Annotated in this window: 15 protein-coding genes and 3 tRNA genes; 8 read left to right on the top strand and 10 right to left on the bottom strand. The window is 50.2% G+C overall.

Annotated elements, in window-relative coordinates; all coding sequences use genetic code 11:
* The first annotated feature begins 169 nt into the window (after positions 1–169).
* The 3 genes from ccrud_RS10020 (at position 170) to glmS (ending at position 5381) form a co-directional block, all read left to right on the top strand.
* Positions 170–2188: a PTS mannitol transporter subunit IICBA gene (locus tag ccrud_RS10020; RefSeq protein WP_066566971.1), complete on the top strand. Its 2019-nt coding sequence runs from the start codon at positions 170–172 to the stop codon at positions 2186–2188.
* Entirely contained in the window at positions 2188–3333 is a 1146-nt protein-coding gene (locus ccrud_RS10015; protein ID WP_066566968.1) for a mannitol-1-phosphate 5-dehydrogenase, read from the top strand. Before ccrud_RS10020 ends, ccrud_RS10015 begins: the two co-directional genes overlap by 1 nt.
* A 176-nt stretch (positions 3334–3509) precedes the next feature.
* Positions 3510–5381, top strand: a complete 1872-nt coding sequence (glmS, locus tag ccrud_RS10010; protein WP_066566965.1) for a glutamine--fructose-6-phosphate transaminase (isomerizing) — start codon at positions 3510–3512, stop codon at positions 5379–5381.
* A 58-nt stretch (positions 5382–5439) separates the two neighbouring features.
* Here glmS and ccrud_RS10005 read toward each other — a convergent pair whose 3' ends face one another.
* Entirely contained in the window at positions 5440–5688 is a 249-nt protein-coding gene (locus tag ccrud_RS10005) for a hypothetical protein (protein ID WP_066566962.1), read from the bottom strand.
* Positions 5689–6153, bottom strand: coding sequence for a guanyl-specific ribonuclease (locus ccrud_RS10000; RefSeq protein WP_066566959.1), 465 nt, complete (start codon positions 6151–6153; stop codon positions 5689–5691).
* A 39-nt stretch (positions 6154–6192) separates the two neighbouring features.
* Between ccrud_RS10000 and dnaG the strand changes: the two genes are divergently transcribed.
* Positions 6193–8094, top strand: coding sequence for a DNA primase (dnaG, locus tag ccrud_RS09995; protein WP_066566956.1), 1902 nt, complete (start codon positions 6193–6195; stop codon positions 8092–8094).
* A 1-nt stretch (position 8095) separates the two neighbouring features.
* Here the strand turns inward: dnaG and ccrud_RS09990 are convergent, their stop codons facing one another.
* From ccrud_RS09990 to ccrud_RS09970, 5 genes are all read right to left on the bottom strand, one after another.
* Entirely contained in the window at positions 8096–8338 is a 243-nt protein-coding gene (locus ccrud_RS09990; RefSeq protein WP_066566954.1) for a hypothetical protein, read from the bottom strand.
* 55 nt (positions 8339–8393) lie between these two features.
* The gene (locus ccrud_RS09985; protein ID WP_066566952.1) at positions 8394–10232 is read right to left on the bottom strand and encodes a glycoside hydrolase family 15 protein; all 1839 of its coding nucleotides are present in this window, start codon (positions 10230–10232) and stop codon (positions 8394–8396) included.
* 84 nt (positions 10233–10316) lie between these two features.
* Positions 10317–10389 (bottom strand) — tRNA-Asn (locus ccrud_RS09980).
* A gap of 455 nt (positions 10390–10844) precedes the next feature.
* A tRNA-Asn gene (locus ccrud_RS09975) sits at positions 10845–10917 on the bottom strand.
* A 76-nt stretch (positions 10918–10993) separates the two neighbouring features.
* The gene (locus tag ccrud_RS09970) at positions 10994–12544 is read right to left on the bottom strand and encodes an alkaline phosphatase D family protein (protein WP_066566950.1); all 1551 of its coding nucleotides are present in this window, start codon (positions 12542–12544) and stop codon (positions 10994–10996) included.
* Positions 12545–12689: 145 nt separating this feature from the next.
* On the opposite strand from ccrud_RS09970, the gene ccrud_RS09965 reads away from it, so the two are divergent.
* The 4 genes from ccrud_RS09965 to ccrud_RS09950 all read left to right on the top strand — a co-directional run bounded on the left by ccrud_RS09965 (position 12690) and on the right by ccrud_RS09950 (position 15654).
* Positions 12690–12763 (top strand) — tRNA-Ile (locus ccrud_RS09965).
* Between the two features lie 548 nt (positions 12764–13311).
* Positions 13312–13626 carry a hypothetical protein gene (locus ccrud_RS15590; RefSeq protein ID WP_066566948.1) on the top strand — a complete coding sequence of 105 codons (315 nt, stop codon included), beginning with the start codon at positions 13312–13314 and terminating at the stop codon, positions 13624–13626.
* A gap of 472 nt (positions 13627–14098) precedes the next feature.
* Positions 14099–14908, top strand: a complete 810-nt coding sequence (locus ccrud_RS09955) for a serine hydrolase domain-containing protein (protein ID WP_066566947.1) — start codon at positions 14099–14101, stop codon at positions 14906–14908.
* A 317-nt stretch (positions 14909–15225) separates the two neighbouring features.
* Entirely contained in the window at positions 15226–15654 is a 429-nt protein-coding gene (locus tag ccrud_RS09950; RefSeq protein WP_066566946.1) for a hypothetical protein, read from the top strand.
* A gap of 477 nt (positions 15655–16131) precedes the next feature.
* Here the strand turns inward: ccrud_RS09950 and ccrud_RS09945 are convergent, their stop codons facing one another.
* From ccrud_RS09945 to ccrud_RS09935, 3 genes are all read right to left on the bottom strand, one after another.
* Entirely contained in the window at positions 16132–17172 is a 1041-nt protein-coding gene (locus ccrud_RS09945; protein ID WP_066566945.1) for an App1 family protein phosphatidate phosphatase, read from the bottom strand.
* Between the two features lie 38 nt (positions 17173–17210).
* On the bottom strand, positions 17211–18041 hold the full coding sequence (locus ccrud_RS09940) for an HAD-IIA family hydrolase (RefSeq protein WP_066566944.1): 831 nt from the start codon (positions 18039–18041) through the stop codon (positions 17211–17213).
* Positions 18042–18151: 110 nt separating this feature from the next.
* Positions 18152–18421, bottom strand: coding sequence for an acyl carrier protein (locus tag ccrud_RS09935; RefSeq protein ID WP_066566943.1), 270 nt, complete (start codon positions 18419–18421; stop codon positions 18152–18154).
* Positions 18422–18424: the final 3 nt, after the last annotated feature.

Genomic DNA, 18424 nt, shown 5'->3' with positions numbered 1-18424 from the left:
CGTATGTGGGTTTCTCTTGTTTTTTTGAAAAAGATGTGATCATTTATGTGGGTTTCAAGTTGGAAACATTTCCGATTTCTGTGTTTTTCTCCTAGACATACATCACGTGAGTGAGGTTAGCTTGAGGGAAAACATGAAAGTTGTCTACTCAAGAGAAAGAGTTTGGGAAATGTCAACAACTACTGAAGCACAACCCCAGAAGAGTGGTGCAAGGGTAGCGGTACAGAAATTTGGTACCTTCCTATCCTCGATGATTATGCCCAATATTGGTGCATTCATCGCCTGGGGCCTTATTACAGCACTGTTCATTCCGGATGGATTTTTCCCGAATGAAAAAATTGGCAGCCTAGTTGGGCCAATGGTTACCTATCTACTGCCAATCTTGATCGCTTATACCGGTGGACGTCTTATTTATGATGTCCGCGGTGGCGTTGTTGGTGCCATTGCCACCATGGGTGTCATTCTTGGTACCTCTTCACCAGTATTTATTGGTGAAGACGGCAGTGGTTCACCAATGTTCCTCGGTGCCATGATCTGTGGTCCACTTTTTGCGTGGCTGATGAAAAAGCTCGATGGCTTGTGGGCTGGAAAGATTAAGCCTGGTTTTGAAATGCTTGTGGATAATTTCTCCGCTGGTATTTTTGCAGCCATCGGTGCAGTGGCATCGATGTTCTTGCTGACTCCAGTGATGAATATCTTCATGAAAGCTGCTGGTTCTGCAGTTGAATTCCTCATCAACAACAACTTGCTCTTCCTGACTTCAGTACTCATCGAACCTGCCAAGGTGCTCTTCCTTAATAACGCCATTAACCACGGCGTTCTTACTCCGTTGGCAGCAGATCAAGCTGTGGAAACAGGCAAGTCTGTTCTTTATCTTCTGGAAGCAAACCCTGGACCAGGTCTAGGAATTTTGTTGGCATATATCTTCTTTGGTAGCGGTGCTGCACGTGCAACCGCACCAGGAGCTGCCATTATTCACTTCGTCGGTGGTATCCACGAGATCTACTTCCCATACGTTTTGATGAAGCCAGCACTGATCATTGCAGCCATTGGTGGCGGTATGACTGGTGTATTTATCAACACCATCATGGGCGCAGGTCTGCGTTCCCCAGCCGCACCAGGATCGATCATTGCGGTTTATGCATCCACCGCTTCGGATTCCTATTTGGCGGTTACCTGCGGTGTCGCAGGTGCTGCCATTGTCTCCTTCGTTATTGCTGGAGCAATTTTGAAGTTCTCCAAGCAGAGCGAAGAAGATATCACTGAGGCAACCGCAAAGATGGAAGCGATGAAGGGCAAGAAGTCTTCTGTCGCTGGAGTTTTAGGCGCAGGTGCTGCTGCGCAGGCTCCACAGATCAACAAGATTGTCTTTGCATGTGATGCCGGTATGGGTTCTTCTGCAATGGGAGCATCCGTGTTGCGCAACAAGATTAAAGACGCAGGTTTTGCTGGAGATATTGTTGTCACCAACTCGGCGATCAATAACCTCAAAGATGAATACGATTTGCTCGTGGTTCATGAAGATTTGCTCAACCGTGCGCAACAACCCACTCCGTCGGCTCTTCACGTGTCCGTGGATAATTTCATGGCTTCTCCTCGATACGACGAGATCGTGGAGATGATCCGCGAGCAGCGTACCGGTGCAGGCTCTGCTGGCGCTGTTGCACCAACGCCAGCAGAACCCGTAGGAACTGCTGGAGCGGGAGCTGCCGCCACCACAGCCACAGCTACCCTTGCGGCTTCCGAAGACACCAGCAACAAGATCCTTACTTTGGACAACATTGTGTTGGGTGGTGCTGCGATTGATCGTGCTTCCTCCATCGATGAAGCCGGGCAGATTCTGGTGGCTGCAGGTGCTGTTGATCAGGCGTATGTTGATGCTATGCACGAGCGTGAAAAGTCCGTGTCCACTTTCATGGGCAATGGACTAGCGATCCCTCATGGCACCAATGAAGCCAAGGATTCCATCCATGGTTCGGCTATTTCCTTCATTCGCTATGACGACCCTATTGATTGGGGTGGAAAGCCAGCCAAGTTTGTTGTTGGTATCGCAGGTGCCGATGGTTCTCACCTTGGACTGTTGTCAAAGATAGCCAAGATTTTTGGCAACAAGCAGTCGGTTGCTCAACTGGAGCAAGCCACAACTGCAGAAGAAATCTTGGAAATTTTTGGAAAGGTAAATAACTGATGAAAGCACTGCATTTTGGCGCCGGAAACATTGGCCGCGGATTTGTTGGCGTTTTGCTCCACGAAGCGGGCTATGACATTGTTTTCGCGGATGTTGCTGAGGCATTAATTGAATCCCTCAACGCGGAAGATACCTACACGGTTCATGAAGTGGGGCAGGAGCCTCGTGACATTGAAGTTTCCGGTTTCTCTGGTGTGAATTCAGGTTCGGATCTAGAAGGATTGCAAGCGCAGATTCTGGATGCGGATGTTATTACCACCGCCGTGGGACCAACAGTGCTGAAAATCATCGCACCGACTATCGCTAAAGGCTTGAAAGCTCGAGCAGAAGCAGGCAATACCACCAAAGTAGCGGTGATGGCATGTGAAAACGCTATCAACGCAACTGATGGTTTGGCAGAGGCAGTACGTGCGGAATTCCCTGAGGTTGATCAGATTGCAGTGTTTGCTAACACTGCAGTTGATCGGATTGTGCCTAACCAAGCTCCGGGCCAAGGCCTGGATGTGACCGTGGAAACTTATTATGAGTGGGCAGTGGAATCTGCACCATTTGGTGAAAATGTTCCGAATATTCCAGGCATTACCTGGGTGGAAGATCTTGCTCCATACATCACTCGTAAGTTGTTCACCGTTAATACCGGACATGCTGCAACCGCTTATTTTGGTTATCAAGCAGGTATTTCAAAGATCTCTGATGCTTTGGAAGATCCAGACGTACAGCGCAAGGTAGCCGCAGTGCTGGGGGAGACGAAGCAGTTGCTCGTCGATAAGTTTGGTTTTGAACCGGAGGTTCAGCAGGCTTATGTGGACAAGATTCTGCATCGTTTTGCGAACCCTTTCCTCCCTGACACGGTAGAGCGCGTGGGGCGTGCACCGATCCGTAAGATTTCGGCACCTGAGCGCTTTATCGGCCCGGCTGCTGAACTTGCTGAACGTGGTTACACGCCAAACAATCTTGTCGCTGCAGTCGCTGCTGCATTGGCTTTTGACGTGGACGCGGATGCGGAAGCAGCTGAGCTGCAGTCACGTCTTGCTGCAGCACGTGGCAACCGTGAGACAACGGATGCTTTAGTAATTGAACTTACTGGAGTTGCTGCTGGTCATCCATTGTTTGAGGCATTATCTGAGGTTTTTGCCAAAGCTTAAGCGTTGAGTTGCCGTAAAACTAGCTGCCAAAAAATGTGTATTCGCACTCCCAATCGGGAGTGCGTTTTGGTTTCCCCTACCTTAGATTCTTGAGTTTGTACAGGTCAGCGGAATGCGGAGTTTCGCCGGTTTGGTTCATTAAGTGATGTGGAAAAAGTTGTTGTAAAGTCGTGCCCATGTGTGGAATTGTTGGATATATTGGCCAGGCGGGCGACTCCCGTGACTACTTTGCGCTTGACGTAGTTTTGGAAGGACTGCGCCGACTTGAATACCGCGGCTATGATTCCGCCGGTATTGCCGTTCACGCAGACGGAGAAATTAGCTACCGCAAGAAGGCAGGAAAGGTAGCGGCCCTTGATGCAGAAATCGCTCGGGCTCCTTTGGCGGATTCCATTCTAGGAATCGGCCACACTCGGTGGGCAACCCACGGTGGACCAACTGATGCTAATGCGCACCCACATGTTGTTGCTGGTGGCAAGCTAGCAGTGGTTCACAACGGCATCATTGAGAACTTCGCGGAACTTCGCGCAGAACTGAATGCAAAGGGCTATAACTTTGTGTCTGCAACTGACACTGAAGTGGCAGCGACTTTGCTCGCAGAAATCTACAACAATGAAGCTCAAGGTGATCTGACCCGAGCAATGCAGTTGACTGCTCAGCGTCTAGATGGTGCGTTCACCTTGCTGGCTATCCATGCTGATCACAACGATCGCATTGTGGCAGCCCGCCGTAACTCTCCTTTGGTTATTGGTTTGGGTGAAGGCGAGAACTTCCTGGGCTCAGATGTCTCTGGTTTCATTGACTACACTCGCAAGGCTGTGGAGCTTGGCAACGATCAGATCATCACCATCACTGCAGATGATTACCAGATCACTAACTTCGATGGCACCGAATCAGCCGGTAAGCTTTTTGATGTTGAATGGGATGCTGCAGCTGCGGAAAAGGGCGGCTTCGATTCCTTTATGGATAAGGAAATCCATGATCAGCCAGCTGCTGTGCGTGACACCCTGATGGGTCGTCTCGATGAGGATGGCAAGCTTGTCCTTGATGAACTGCGCATCGATGAAGCTACCCTGCGTAGCGTTGATAAAATCGTCGTTGTCGCATGTGGTACTGCTGCATATGCAGGCCAGGTTGCTCGTTACGCTATTGAGCACTGGTGCCGCATTCCAACTGAGGTGGAACTGGCACACGAGTTCCGTTACCGCGACCCAATCCTGAATGAGAAGACTCTCGTGGTTGCGCTGTCTCAGTCCGGTGAGACCATGGATACGCTCATGGCTGTGCGCCACGCACGTGAACAGGGCGCCAAGGTTATCGCCATCTGTAATACTGTAGGCTCTACGCTTCCACGTGAAGCAGATGCTTCTTTGTACACCTATGCTGGTCCAGAAATTGCGGTGGCTTCCACCAAGGCATTCCTTGCTCAGATCACCGCTTCTTACCTGTTGGGTTTGTACTTGGCGCAGCTGCGTGGCAACCAATTCTCCGATGAGGTTGCATCTGTGCTGGAAAGCCTGCGCGAAATGCCAGACAAGATCCAGCGCGTGATTGATGAGGAAGAGCAGATTAAGAAGCTTGGCCAGGACATGGTTAATGCGAAGTCTGTGCTGTTCTTGGGTCGTCACGTTGGTTTCCCTGTTGCGCTGGAAGGTGCACTGAAGCTCAAGGAGATCGCTTATCTCCACGCTGAGGGCTTTGCTGCAGGCGAACTCAAGCACGGTCCAATCGCACTGGTTGAAGAAGGACAGCCGGTCTTCGTGATCGTTCCTTCCCCACGTGGTCGTGATTCTCTGCATGCCAAGGTTGTCTCCAATATTCAGGAAATCCGTGCTCGTGGCGCTGTCACCATTGTGATCGCTGAAGAAGGCGATGAGGCAGTAAATGATTACGCTAACTTCATCATCCGCATTCCGCAGGCACCAACCCTGATGCAGCCGCTGCTGTCTACCGTTCCACTGCAGATCTTTGCATGTGCTGTGGCAACCGCGAAGGGCTACAACGTGGATCAGCCACGTAACCTGGCAAAGTCTGTCACCGTAGAGTAAAAGATTTTTGCTTATCGACGCCAAGTGCCGCCCCTTACAGGGGCGGCACTTGTGATGTTTATGCAGGATGACCAAAGCGAAGATCTACACCGAGATCATCGCAGACTTCTTCAATTCTTTCAGTATCTTCATCAAGGATATGCCAAGCACCGCGCACCGTGATTTTTTCCAATCCGGTTTCACGGATCAGATCGACCATTCCATCTAGATTTGTGGGAGCGGGGCGCTCGATACCCCAAGCCGCAGCACCCAAAAGATCAAAAAACTCTTGCCGAGTTTTAAATGCACCTTGCAACACGATATTCATCTAGTTCTCCGCATCCACGATGGCACAGAAGGACTCATAGTGATCTGAGGTGTAGTACCACACCTCAGGGTCTTGAGCGTTGGAACCACCGGTGACAATACGCAAAGGGCCTCTGTGATTAAGTCCTGGGGTTTCTACTGTGTATTCCCGGTAGTAGTTGTTGGCTTGTTTTGGCAGTACACCTTCGTAGTTACCAAAACGCACGCCGTCATTATTGGGATAATCAAAAGGGCCACCAGCGAGAATATCGTCGACCACTTCATCAGCTTTTTGGGGAAGCTCAGTTAAAGAGCAGCTGCCTCCATCATCACTGGAAATAGGCTCTGTTGTTGGAGTGTTAGAGCTAGTAGGAGTTGCCATGTTTGATGGTTGATTTGAAGTTGAAAGATCAATTCCAAACCACGCAGCAGCGAGCACAACTATGACTCCGAGTACTCCTCCGAGGGTCTTCTTGCCGTTTTGCATACAACCAATATAGGCGCATTGATAGGACGGGCTAAAGTGATGGGCATGGCAAAGGGACGTATTTCGGAAAGTGACATTCAGGCAATCCGCGAGCGCACCCCGATCGAGGAGATCGTGGGTGACTATGTACAGCTAAAAACAGCTGGTGCAGATTCGCTCAAGGGGCTTTCCCCCTTTAAAGATGAAAAGACGCCGTCTTTTCATGTCCGACCCAACCGTGGTTACTACCACTGTTTCTCCACCGGAAAAGGCGGTGATGTGTTCTCCTTTCTGATGGAAATGGAACACATCTCCTTCCCCGAAGCCGTGGAAGTGTGTGCGGAGAAAATCGGATACCAAATTAATTACCAGGGCGGTGGCCCCGGACGTCGAGAAGAACCCGGAACCCGTCAACGCCTGATTTTGGCAAATAAAGCTGCACACCAGTTTTATCGCGAACAATTAGAAACCACTGAAGCCCAACCAGGGCGAGATTTCTTGTTGCAGCGAGGATTCGGACAACAGCACATTTATCACTTCGAATGTGGCTATGCTCCCGCCGGCTGGGATGTGTTGACCAAGCATCTTTTAAAAAAAGGCTTTGAGTTCAAAGAGCTGGAAGCTGCAGGCTTGAGCAAAATGGGCAAGCGTGGCCCCATTGATCAATTCCAGCGCAGGCTATTGTGGCCGATTAAAAATCTGTCGGGCGATGTCATTGGTTTTGGTGCTCGAAAGCTTTTCGACGATGACAAAATGGGCAAGTACATGAACACGCCGGAAACCCTGCTGTACAAAAAATCAAAGGTGTTGTTCGGTCTAGATACCGCTAAAAAAGCAATCGCTGCCGGACACCAAGCAGTAGTCGTGGAAGGCTACACCGATGTCATGGCCATGCATGCTGCCGGCATTGATACCGCAGTGGCATCATGTGGCACCGCGTTTGGTGAAGAACACCTGCAGATGCTCAGGCGCCTGATGCTGGATGATAATTACTTCCGCGGTGAGCTGATTTATACCTTCGACGGCGATGAAGCAGGGCAGAAAGCCGCCATGCGCGCCTTTGAAGGCGACCAGAAGTTCACGGGGCAATCTTTCGTCTCTGTGGCTCCCAATGGCATGGATCCTTGCGATATGCGTCTTGAACGAGGCGATGCTGCCGTGCGTGATCTGGTTGCCCGTCGCATCCCAATGTTTGAGTTCGTGATTCAATCCATCATCAGTGAATACACACTAGACACCGTGGAAGGCCGACTGGCAGCACTGCGACGTGCTGTACCCATCGTCGCTGATATTCGTGACCGCACCCTGCAATCTGAATATGCGCGACTGCTCTCTGGTTGGGTGGGCTGGTCTGACCCTGCTGAAGTCCTTCGACAAGTCCATGAAGAAGCGCGCCGTCCGAAGCGCGATAAAAAGCCTGTTCGTGCTCCTCGTTTTGATCAGCCTCTGGAAGATCAAAGCAAACGAGCAACCATGACGTTGCCCAACCCCCGAAACCCAGTGCTGTGGCAAGAACGGGAATCCCTCAAAATTGCGTTGCAATACCCAGAACTGGCAGGCAATTACTTTGATGGGTTGCCTACAGATTGTTTCACCAACCCGGCATACCGCATGGTGCGTGATGCTATCTCTGCCGCAGGTGGCTGCGAACGGGCATTAGACGGCACAGATTGGCTTCCAGCAGTATCAGAGAATATGACCGACCTACTGGGTACCTCGTTGGTCTCAGAGCTTGCTATGGAGCCAATTGAGGTGGAAGCCCAAGATCTGGAGTCCTACACAGATGGCGTGTTATCGCGGTTGCAGGAAACACGCGTGGGTAATCAAATTGCTATTTTGAAGGGGCAGCTACAAAGAATGCGACCTTCGGAAGACGAGCAAGCGTACAACTCACTATTTTCCGATTTGGTCGCATTAGAACAGGCGCGCCGGGAATTACTCGCCCGCGCGTTCAGAGGATAATTTAATCCTGATCCGGTTCGAGGACTTCGTGCCCATCATTGGTGCGCAGGTTTTTTACTTCCTTCATGCGCGGCTGCGGATCAAGCTTGTTGGCAATTGCCTTGCGCGTTGCGCTCACAGCCGCTTTGGTAGCGGGGGAGTTAATCGCTGCTTCGTATCCTTTTTTGATCTGGTGGTAACGCTTGCGACCAGCTTTGGTGCCAAGCACATAGCCTGCTGCAGCGCCTATCACTAACTGGATCATGTGTGGATAACTCTCCCTAAAATAAATGGTTGTGCCAGAAACGACACTATCGACTCTACCTGTTTCGCGCTTCTTCGAAATTAATAGCTCGTGCAGCACTGATAAGACCAATATGAGAAAAGGCCTGCGGATAGTTTCCAGCTAGACGTTTATGATCTGTGGAATACTCCTCGGCAAGCAGCCCCAGCGGACTTTGCACCGCAAGAATACGATCCATTTTTTCTTTGGCATCATCTAAACGATTAGACCTGGCGTATTGTTCCACCAACCAGAATGAACAAATGAGGAATGGATACTCATCGCCTGCAAGGCCGTCAGACCCGTCGGTGTGATACCTGTGAAGGAAGCCGTGGGCGTCGAGAAGCTCTTGTTCAATGCGCGTTACAGTGCTGAGCATTTTTGGATCTTCAAACCCGATGAAGCCTATTTGGGCAAGCTGCAGCAGCGAAGCATCGACCTGTTCGTTGTCGTAGCACTGGGTAAAAGATCGGATCTTTTCGTTGAAACCCTTTGTCATGATTTCTTCACGGAGCTGCGCACGCAGTTCCCGCCAACGCTCCACAGGACCATCGAGGTTAAATTCCTCGACAGCTTTAATCCCACGGTCAAAGGCAGCCCACATCATCGCGCGTCCATGAGTGAAATACTGCGGCTCCGAGCGCATCTCCCAAATTCCCTGATCCATGCGATCAAAGTTGGTTTCTTGGAAATCTAGGATTGCTTTTTGCATACCCCACGAAAACTCATCCTCAAGGCAGCCTGCACGACGGATCGTTTCCAACGCCACCATCACCTCACCAACAACATCAGCTTGGTATTGCTCCGCGGCACCATTGCCCACACGAACTGGAGCAGAGTTTTCGTATCCGCGAAGGTGCTGGAGCTCGCGTTCGGGGAGGTGCCGTTCGCCACCGAGCCCGTACATGATGCGCAGATTCTCAGGATCTCCAGCAATTGCACGCAACAACCACGTGCGCCATTGCAGCGCAGCTTGAGAAAAACCGTATTCCACAAGAGCTTCAATAGTCAGTGCTGAATCGCGCAGCCAGACAAAGCGATAGTCCCAATTTCGAATACCACCGAAATCCTCCGGCAGGGAAGTAGTCGGTGCTGCCACAATACCGCCAGTTCTGATATCTGTAAGTGCACGTAACACCAGCATTGAACGGCGCACCTCAGCATCATATAACTGCTGGTGAGGAAGCTTGGAGACCCAGTCTGACCAGAAATTCAATGTGCTTTCCAACGAACGCGTGTAATCGGGCATTGGAGGATGTGGATCAAAAGAAGGCGCCCACGTGAGCACCCACTCCAATGTGTCTCCAGCTTTTAGCGTGAATGCACCACTATGGCAGTCCTTGGAAGGACGATGCGGCATTTCCGGGCCACGGACATACACCGCATTGGGGCCAGCAACAGCCTGCACAATGCTGATGCCATCAACCGCGCTAGTCCGGAAATAAGGAGTGGATTCACCATAATCAAAACGCAGGCGAAGAATCGACTCCACATCAACTTCACCCTCAACACAGTGCACGGAACGCACCAGATCAGTGATATCAGGCTCTTCATTGCCATGAATCGGCATGAAATCAATAACCCGAGCAGTGCCTGTTTCTGAGCGCCATACAGTCTGCACTACGAAGGAATCGCCAAGATAACTTTGGCTAATTACTTCGCCCTCTACAATACGAATGCTCCAATGCCCGTGCTCCCGATCGCCAAGAAGTCTGGTGAACATCGCCTGGGAATCAAAACGCGGAAGACACAACCAATCAATGCTGCCTAAGTTGGAAAGCAGCGCGCCGGTGTGCGTATCTGAAAGCAAAGCATAATCCTCAAGAAGTGTGTCTAGAGGAATATCTGTTTGCGTAGAGGCTCCGGGAATCGTCATGCAGCCAGATTAGACCAAAAATTGCTTGCCGATGTCCCAATTCAACACAAAAACCCACTGTCCTAAGACAGTGGGTTTAATTTGCTCCTCCAACTGGGCTCGAACCAGTGACCCTTCGATTAACAGTCGAATGCTCTGCCAACTGAGCTATGGAGGAATATGTTTCAGGAACTGCTTCCTTGTAACGATTATCAATCATAGCCAGGAGCGCGGAAGATACAAAATTGAGGGTAGCGAATGCTGTTTTTAGCATGGTGAGCTCGGTAGATCTGGAAACCAAACAGGAGTGATAAGAAGGAGGGAGATCGAAGAAATTCTCAGCTCTTGTCACCTGTGTCCGGTTTTGTTGAAATCAGTAGAAATTGCCAGTTAAATCTCGCAAAAAGTGACCTTCTAGAATTGATTTTAAGAGCTTTAGGGGGACTGCTCTAGGTAAAAAATGTGCAACCCAGAAATTGAGGGCCTTAAAACGGCTTTGACTTATCTAGAGCATTTCAAGACAGTGGACTGAAGTCGAAAGCGAAGAGGCCACCGACGAGGAGTTGAGGATTAAACCTGAAAAGAGATGCTGAAGCAAAAAACCCACTGTCCGAAGACAGTGGGTTTAATTTGCTCCTCCAACTGGGCTCGAACCAGTGACCCTTCGATTAACAGTCGAATGCTCTGCCAACTGAGCTATGGAGGAATATGTTTCAGGAACTGCTTCCTTGCAACGAGATGTAACTATATCTTCAACATTGAAAAACATACAAATCAGCAGCTCAATGGGTGAATCCTGAGGATGGTTTCCATTCAAGTGCAATAACTGGAGTCACTGCTGACCCTGGAAGTGATAAATCAGCCACTCGATGCCATGTCATGTGTGCTGCTTCGTGGCTTAAATCCACCGTGGCATAGCCATGGGCATCCAGATCCACATGTCGCACATGGGGACTGTTGGTGCGAATTGCTTGTTCCGCGTGAAGAGATACCGGATTATCTTCGGGGAGTTTGGCGAAATCGTTAACATTTGCTGAGGTAATTGAGCTGCACACCACTTCAACACCAATATTTTGGCCATTGAACTGGATGTTATTTGCCCACTCAGAGTGGATGTCTCCAGAAAGAAACATCGTGGGGGTAGCGGAATCGGTGAGTATGGAAAGCAGTTGATCTCTTTCATGTGAATAGCCATCCCACTGATCCAAATTTGCGGGGATCGGTTCTGGCAGTTGGAAAAATGGTTGGCCGGTGAGAGACATCGGAGCAGCCATGACGGAACTGCCGATGATATTCCACGCTGTAGTGGTGTTTTCTACATTGGTTTTGAGCCATTCAAATTGGTGGGATCCCATCATAGTTTCTGCACGTTGTCCCTGTAACCATTGCTCGCGGGATGGTGGAACATCGCGGAAGCTACGTAAATCTAGCAAAGACAGCGTAGCGAGATCGCCGAAAGTAAAAGTTCGAAACAAGGTGCTTTCTTGTCGGATAGGCATCCATTCTAAAAAAGCTTGCCGTGCCGCTGCTTGGCGCTGCTGCCACGATCCTTCGTGGGCGGAGTGATTTTCTGCCCCCTCACGGTGTGCATTGTTTGCTGATTCGTGGTCATCCCACATCGCAATCCATGGAAGCGCTGCGTGAGCTGCTTGAAGGTGGGTATCACTTCGGTAGTGCCCGTACCGGGTGCGGTAGTCATTGAGAGTCGTCGCTTCATGAAGTGGTCGATGCTGTCGGACGACACCGGCATTTCCTGCAAACATTCCGGTGGCATATTCGTAGATGTAATCACCTAAGAAGATCAGCGCGTTAAGCTCTCCTGCATTAGCGCGCCGGGCAATGTCGCCGTAGGCCGCAAAGAATCCTGCTTCCCAATTGGCACACGAGGCAAGGGCGAAGCGGAGGTGCGGGAGGGGAGCGTCGATAAGCGGAGATGTTTGAGTGCGTCCCATCGGGGAGATTTCGCCAGTGTGAGAGATAAAGCGATAGAAATAACGGGTCGCGGGGCTGAGCCCAGTGACATGAATGTGGACTGTGTGATCGCGTATGGCTGTGGTGATGACAGTTCCAGAGCGAATAATTGTGGAAAATTCTGGTGAGGGGGAGAGCTCCCAAGTGATTACAGCGTCCGGGCCGCGTCCACTGCCCGGAGTTGCATCAAAGGTTGGGGTAAGGCGTGTCCATAAGATGACGGAATCTGAAGTGGGATCTCCAGAAGCGACGCCATGCTGAAAATGCGATTCCTGAGCACGTGTGGGTGCCACCGAAAAAGTTGTTAAACAGGCAGATACTGCGGCGGACTGCAAGAATCGGCGTCTGTTTAGATGCATCATGGTTACTCCTAAGCTCAAGCGTATAACTAAAGATAATGCGCTACATTCTTGAAAATTGTGGAAAAGGGGCAATTCAGGTGGGCTTAATTCAACTTGAAATGCGGACATAGTTATACTGATCTAGTTGCACTAGCGTGTAGCGGTAGGGGCTATAGCTCAGTCGGTTAGAGCCGTGGACTCATAATCCATTGGTCCCGGGTTCGAGCCCCGGTGGCCCCACGTGTTACCCCCGATCATCCATGTGATGAGCGGGGGTTAATTGCTCTGCAGGTCAGGGCCTATTTTTCTGTACACTACTCTGTGCGATATTAGTCCGTATTTAAGCTTCGTTGGCATGTTTCAGATAACCCCATTACATGAATTTAATTTTAGGAAATGGGCTTCGTAGGGTTTTCGCAGGTGATTATTTCGCATGTTTTGAGCCACGTATTGATCATTGGGCGGCATGGTAGCTTCTGGGAGATGCTCGCGTCGGAAAAATAGTTGTGGCCTTGGATTAGTTTAGTAAACAATCACTACAACCTGACGAGCAGTGGAATACGCGCTCACGTGCAAGCTTATCGTTCTCGCGAGTGAAGCCGGTGCTGGCTGTGCAAGCATCATCAGCGCAAACCTTTTCCTTGAAGGGCATAACTTGGGCATATTCTTCTCTTGGAATCACTGCGGGAGATCCCATTCAATTGCATGTTTCGAGCACGTCATTTATGGCTTCCAATGCTCATTGTGCAGATGATTTTGATGTTTTATAGCTGGGGAAAATTACTAGATTGCACAGCCTGGATCTGAGTGGAATCACTGCTGGACTGCAAGCATTACCAGTTGAGACAATTGTGCAGGCATTACCACAGATTGTGGTGTTAGCCCTGCCGAGGATTCAGCCACAGGACATGCTTAATCTCAGCAGTAGTCCACTTTCGCAGTTGTCCCTTGATCCCACCAATTTTCTTGAAATTCGTTTGCCGCGAATAATTGAACGACTCACTTTCGAGGCGGTCGGCGCTTCTGGATATGTGCTTCATCTTGTGACACCTCGCGGAGGAGCTGAGCTAAATGTAATTGCAGCAGGTGCCTGCCATGCTTAACCAGAGTGGAGAAGCTCCAGATTCTCCAAATCGGGGAGAGTGCGGAATTGGATATCGCACAGACTGCCCATGATTTCCCGGGGCTGCGCGCTTTGCATATATGGGGAAATTTGGACACTCTCCAGAATGTGCAGGCGCTACTAGATCTCAAGGAGCTTCACACTTTGCGGCTATAAGATCTTTTCAGCTGGAAGGCGCAGGAATGGCTAGGAGCGTGGCGGAGAGAGTCGCCTTCTGATTAGACGTCTGCATTGGAAGCCTTGTTGATGAGCTCTATCCCTGCCGATATGGGAGAAGAGCTGGTGGAAGAGTAACTCAGAAATTTTCCCAGTACGGTCTGGAAACCTTGGGGGTTCGGGAGCTTGGTTAGGCTGTTCTTCATTCCCGAGCTAACGAAACCCAAAAGAATTTTATTAACATACTCCGTTGTGTTGCCAGGGGTTTAACAGATTAGTTGCTAAGGTCTGGATTTATGCAGAGTTTTAAGACGCTTGAATCTTGGCCTGTCGACAATGTTGCGGCAAGTGTCATTTCCGATGGTGCTGTGCAGCACTACGGCGATGTTGATCGTGTTTTTGAACTCATGAGTGTGACAAAGCTCCTCGCTACTTATGGCTTTCTCGTGGCCATTGAGGAAGGCGTGTTTGAGCTTGATTCTCCACTCGGCCCAGATGGTTCCACCGTAAGGCACTTGCTCTCACATGCTTCTGGTGTGGCCTTTGGTAAACCTGTTGCAGAAAAGGGCGTGGGGGAGCGCCGTATCTATTCTTCTGCTGGCATGGACATCTTGGCTGATGCTGTAGCTACCGAAGCTGAGATGCCTTTTGCTGACTATCTCCGCGAAGCAGTATTTATCCCTCTTGGAATGGAAAGCTCAGAGCTGTGGGGATCTGCCGGCCATGAGGCGCGTAGCACGGTGGCTGATCTTTCTAAGTTTGGCCAAGAGCTCATCGCACCGACTTTGATTGCGGCAGAGACCCTTGCAGAGGCTTTTCGCGTGCAGTTCCCAGACCTTATCGGCACAGTTCCTGGATATGGCATGCAGAAGCCATGCCCATGGGGATTGGGCTTTGAAATCAAGGGACAGAAAGCTCCGCATTGGACTGGAGATACGATGCCGGAAAATACCGTGGGGCACTTTGGACAATCCGGAACTTATATATGGACTGTGCCGGGCTCAGGTCAAGTCGGGGTTGTTTTAACTGACCGAAATTTTGGCTCTTGGGCTAAACCGCTGTGGACTGCGTTTAATGATGAGGTCTGGGCTGAGTTAAATTCATAAACTTTCCACGTAATTACAGTGCATAAAGGTGCCTGTTGGGACGGATGTTACTTCTGTGACATGCGTAAATGGGGGAAATTTGGAAAAGTTTAAACCTTTACTTTAGCTTTAGCGAACGGGGGATAAAGCTGAAGTTGAGGGTTGCCGGTGTCTCGGAACTGAACAACAATCGCGTTTGTAGTCATTAAAGGAATTTTGATGCAAGCTCGAGGCCGTTGGGGAAGACGAACCTCGTCTTACTTCCTTTAGTTTCCGCATGTACTCATTAACTACTTGTGGCGGCTGAAGGCAGTTAAGTTTTGCCGAAGGAAACCGACATGACGAACAATGCATTAACCGTGCCCACCAGGACCCGTCATCAGGCGGATTTGCTTACGGCGGACTTCTGGGAGGACATGGGGTTACCCCAACTGAAAACTTCCATAGCTGATTCGATCGATGACGTTGCTCTGCCCATGCATACTGCTGTTTTAGAAATCAGTGGCATGCCAAAGGAGCTCCGCCAGACCGTGGAATCTTCAATGGTGGTGTGTATTCCGAGCCCTTCGGAGCTTTCCGGCTCTAGCAAGGACCCGCTCACCGCACGGTGGTTTACGGCATGGCGTCGTGATCCATTTGTGCTTGGCCTTACTGAGTGCAGAGAGGTGATCACTGGAACTCCGCAGGAACTCGGCAAGCTTCGAGGAATGCTGGAATGTCTAGCTGATGAATACCGGTTTGAAGTTGAGCTAAGGATTGTAGATTAAGCATTCCCCCTTGGGGTTATAACAGACCAGCTTGTGGGGCCTCCCTAGAGGAAGAGGGAGGCCCCACAAGCTTTTATTTTATAGGTGAGCGGTAAGTGGGTGTGCTGGAGCGCTCTCACCCTGGAAATATCGAGACGGTATTTCCATTTAAGGCCTCTGAATTTTTAGAATGAGTGTTTGTATGGAGCGAGTGCTGCAGGGCTCTTAAACGCGATTCTGACAGGGCACTTTTTAGGCCTTTGGGTGAGATTTTTAGCCCAACCAAACGACAGTGCCCATGAAGCCTAAAAACCTGATCCGTGGGCATCTGTGACCGGTATGAAGCTCGAATAACCAAACCACACTGCCCACGGAGTCTGAAAAACAGTCCCGTGGGCAGCGTGGTTTGGTCTAGTCCTAGTGATCCCAAACTTTGTGGTCTTACTCGATCTAAGCCAGGGAACACCGCCATTTATCAAGCGAAGAGAGTGAAATTAGTTATTTCTCCATAAAAGGCTGCGTTTCATAGCGTTGGAGCAATTCGTATCCATCTTTACCGTGCACGACTGGAACACCTTGACCACCATTAGTGGTGATGGTGGACAGTGAGGCCGTCGTGCCGTGGGAAAGCACATGCTCGCTGGGGGAGAGCTCTCGGATGGCGACACCCGCGATGCGATTGGGATGTTCTTCGACAGCTTCGCCGTAAATCAGAGGATCATGCTGACCGTCATCGCCAACCAAGATCCACTTCATATCGGGGTATTCAATGAAGAGGTTGCGCAGCTGCACCTTTTTGTGTTCTTGGCCGGAACGGAATAATCCAGTGGGGGTTGGGCCCCAATCTGTCAGCAGCATTGGTCCATCTGGAAGTTGGTGCTTGTAGAGAAAGCTTTGGAGTGTTTCAAAGGTATTCCACGCACCGGTAGAAAGGTAGAAAACAGGTGCGTTGGGGTGGTCTTTAAGGAGTGCTTCGTAGAACTTGTTCATTCCAGGAACTGGTTTGCGGGAGTTGGTGTGGCGGACCCAGGAATTCCATGCGGCGAGCACTGCGCGGGGAAGCCATGTCACCATGATGGTGTCATCGATATCTGAGATGAGCCCTACTCGTGCGGAGTTCTCTACGATCAGTACTCTGGCTTCGGCTAATTCGGAGCCTTCTGCCAGGATATGGATGGTATGCCACCCTGGTGTGAGGTTGTGGTCTTCAACGAGGAGATCAACATAGCCGTTGTGATTGGTAGTAGAGTTCACAACTTTTTCGCCGACAGTAACGGTGACAGGCAGATTTGCCACTTGGATGGTGAAGAACTGACGCCAACCCCGCTGTGCTTGTTGGGTGATCGACTGGGAGGAGTCGTCGACAAGCAATTTTTCGGGGTTGGACATTACTACGCGTGCGAGGACACGCACCCTGCGTCCAGAGCCATAACCGGAGAAGCCGGTGACTTCAGGTATCCAACCCTTCTTTTTTGACCATTTAAGGGTTGTCACGTTGGCGCGGTCTTCGATGTTGCGCACGATGTCTGCAAATGCCATGGTCTACAGACTAGACATACTGCGGAGGACGTGCCGAACTACTGATCCTCAAGGGGTTTATTATCTGGAACCTGGAAGGAACCATCACCGAAAGGATCATCCCAGCAATCAGCAAGATCCGCGATGGAATTGATAACGTGGGTTGGGCGGAATGGATAGCGACGGATTTCGGCATCATTGGAAATGCCACTGCGAACCAAAATGGTGCGTAGGCCAGCTTCTAAACCGGATTTAACGTCGGTGTCCATGCGGTCACCGATCATCACGGTGTGTTCAGAATGTGCACCGATGGTGTTTAATGCACTGCGCATCATGACCGGGTTTGGCTTTCCGATGTAATAAGGCTCAGCTCCAGTTGCAGCCGTAATAAGCGCTGCTACAGAACCTGTCGCTGGCAAAATGCCAGTCGGTGACGGACCTGTGACATCAGGATTGGTACAAATGAAACGAGCTCCACCCAGGATTAAATTAATCGCAGTGGTGATTGCTTCGAAAGAATATGTGCGAGTTTCGCCTAAGACTACAAACTCTGGATTGGAATCAGTCAAAATCCACCCAGCAGTATGCAGCGCAGTGGTCAATCCAGATTCACCGACTACATACGCGGTACCTTCCTTGACCTGAGATTTAAGGAAGTGGGCGGTGGCCGTGGCCGATGTCCAGATCCGCTCTGGTGGGATATCCAGGCCGGAAGTTTTGAGCCGTGCGGAAAGATCTCGCGGAGTGTAAATGGAGTTATTGGTCAAAACCATAAACTCAACATTGTTATTGGTGAGAGACTGAAGAAAACGATCTGCACCAGGAATCATGTCGCCCTCTTTGATGAGGACGCCATCCATGTCGGTCAGATAGGAAATTTTTACTGTCATAACACCATTGTCCCTGTTTTTGGCGAATTTTTCCCAGCAAATGCCAGCAAGTCCCAGAAAACGCTAGCAATTACCAGTAATCAGGGCGAGGCTTTCCCTAACAGAAGAAGTTAGGCAGCTTTGTTGGTGTTGATAAAATCAATGAGATCTTGCACAGTGGTGAAGTCCTTGGCATCAGAATCTTCAATGCGCACACCAAAAGTATCTTCTACATTAACGATCAATTCGATGTAGTTAAGTGAGCTAATCGCTAGGTCATCGGAAAAACGAGATTCTGGGGTGACACCGTCTGTGGAGATACCGCCCACATCCTGCAAAATTTTGGCAAGGGTTGTAAAAGTATTGGGAGTTTCAGTGGTGTTCAGTTCGTTTAAATCCATTAT

Source organism: Corynebacterium crudilactis, assembly GCF_001643015.1.
Classification (GTDB): domain Bacteria; phylum Actinomycetota; class Actinomycetes; order Mycobacteriales; family Mycobacteriaceae; genus Corynebacterium; species Corynebacterium crudilactis.
This window is presented reverse-complemented; position numbering and strand designations above follow the sequence as displayed.

Coding starts and splice junctions, on each gene's coding strand:
- ccrud_RS09940 (WP_066566944.1), bottom strand. CDS start 18,041: ATGACAGTAAAAATTTCCTATCTGACCGACATGGATGGCGTCCTCATC.
- ccrud_RS09985 (WP_066566952.1), bottom strand. CDS start 10,232: ATGACGATTCCCGGAGCCTCTACGCAAACAGATATTCCTCTAGACACA.
- glmS (WP_066566965.1), top strand. CDS start 3,510: ATGTGTGGAATTGTTGGATATATTGGCCAGGCGGGCGACTCCCGTGAC.
- ccrud_RS09990 (WP_066566954.1), bottom strand. CDS start 8,338: ATGATCCAGTTAGTGATAGGCGCTGCAGCAGGCTATGTGCTTGGCACC.
- ccrud_RS10005 (WP_066566962.1), bottom strand. CDS start 5,688: ATGAATATCGTGTTGCAAGGTGCATTTAAAACTCGGCAAGAGTTTTTT.
- ccrud_RS10015 (WP_066566968.1), top strand. CDS start 2,188: ATGAAAGCACTGCATTTTGGCGCCGGAAACATTGGCCGCGGATTTGTT.
- ccrud_RS10020 (WP_066566971.1), top strand. CDS start 170: ATGTCAACAACTACTGAAGCACAACCCCAGAAGAGTGGTGCAAGGGTA.
- ccrud_RS09950 (WP_066566946.1), top strand. CDS start 15,226: ATGACGAACAATGCATTAACCGTGCCCACCAGGACCCGTCATCAGGCG.
- ccrud_RS09955 (WP_066566947.1), top strand. CDS start 14,099: ATGCAGAGTTTTAAGACGCTTGAATCTTGGCCTGTCGACAATGTTGCG.
- ccrud_RS09970 (WP_066566950.1), bottom strand. CDS start 12,544: ATGATGCATCTAAACAGACGCCGATTCTTGCAGTCCGCCGCAGTATCT.
- dnaG (WP_066566956.1), top strand. CDS start 6,193: ATGGGCATGGCAAAGGGACGTATTTCGGAAAGTGACATTCAGGCAATC.
- ccrud_RS09945 (WP_066566945.1), bottom strand. CDS start 17,172: ATGGCATTTGCAGACATCGTGCGCAACATCGAAGACCGCGCCAACGTG.
- ccrud_RS09935 (WP_066566943.1), bottom strand. CDS start 18,421: ATGGATTTAAACGAACTGAACACCACTGAAACTCCCAATACTTTTACA.
- ccrud_RS10000 (WP_066566959.1), bottom strand. CDS start 6,153: ATGCAAAACGGCAAGAAGACCCTCGGAGGAGTACTCGGAGTCATAGTT.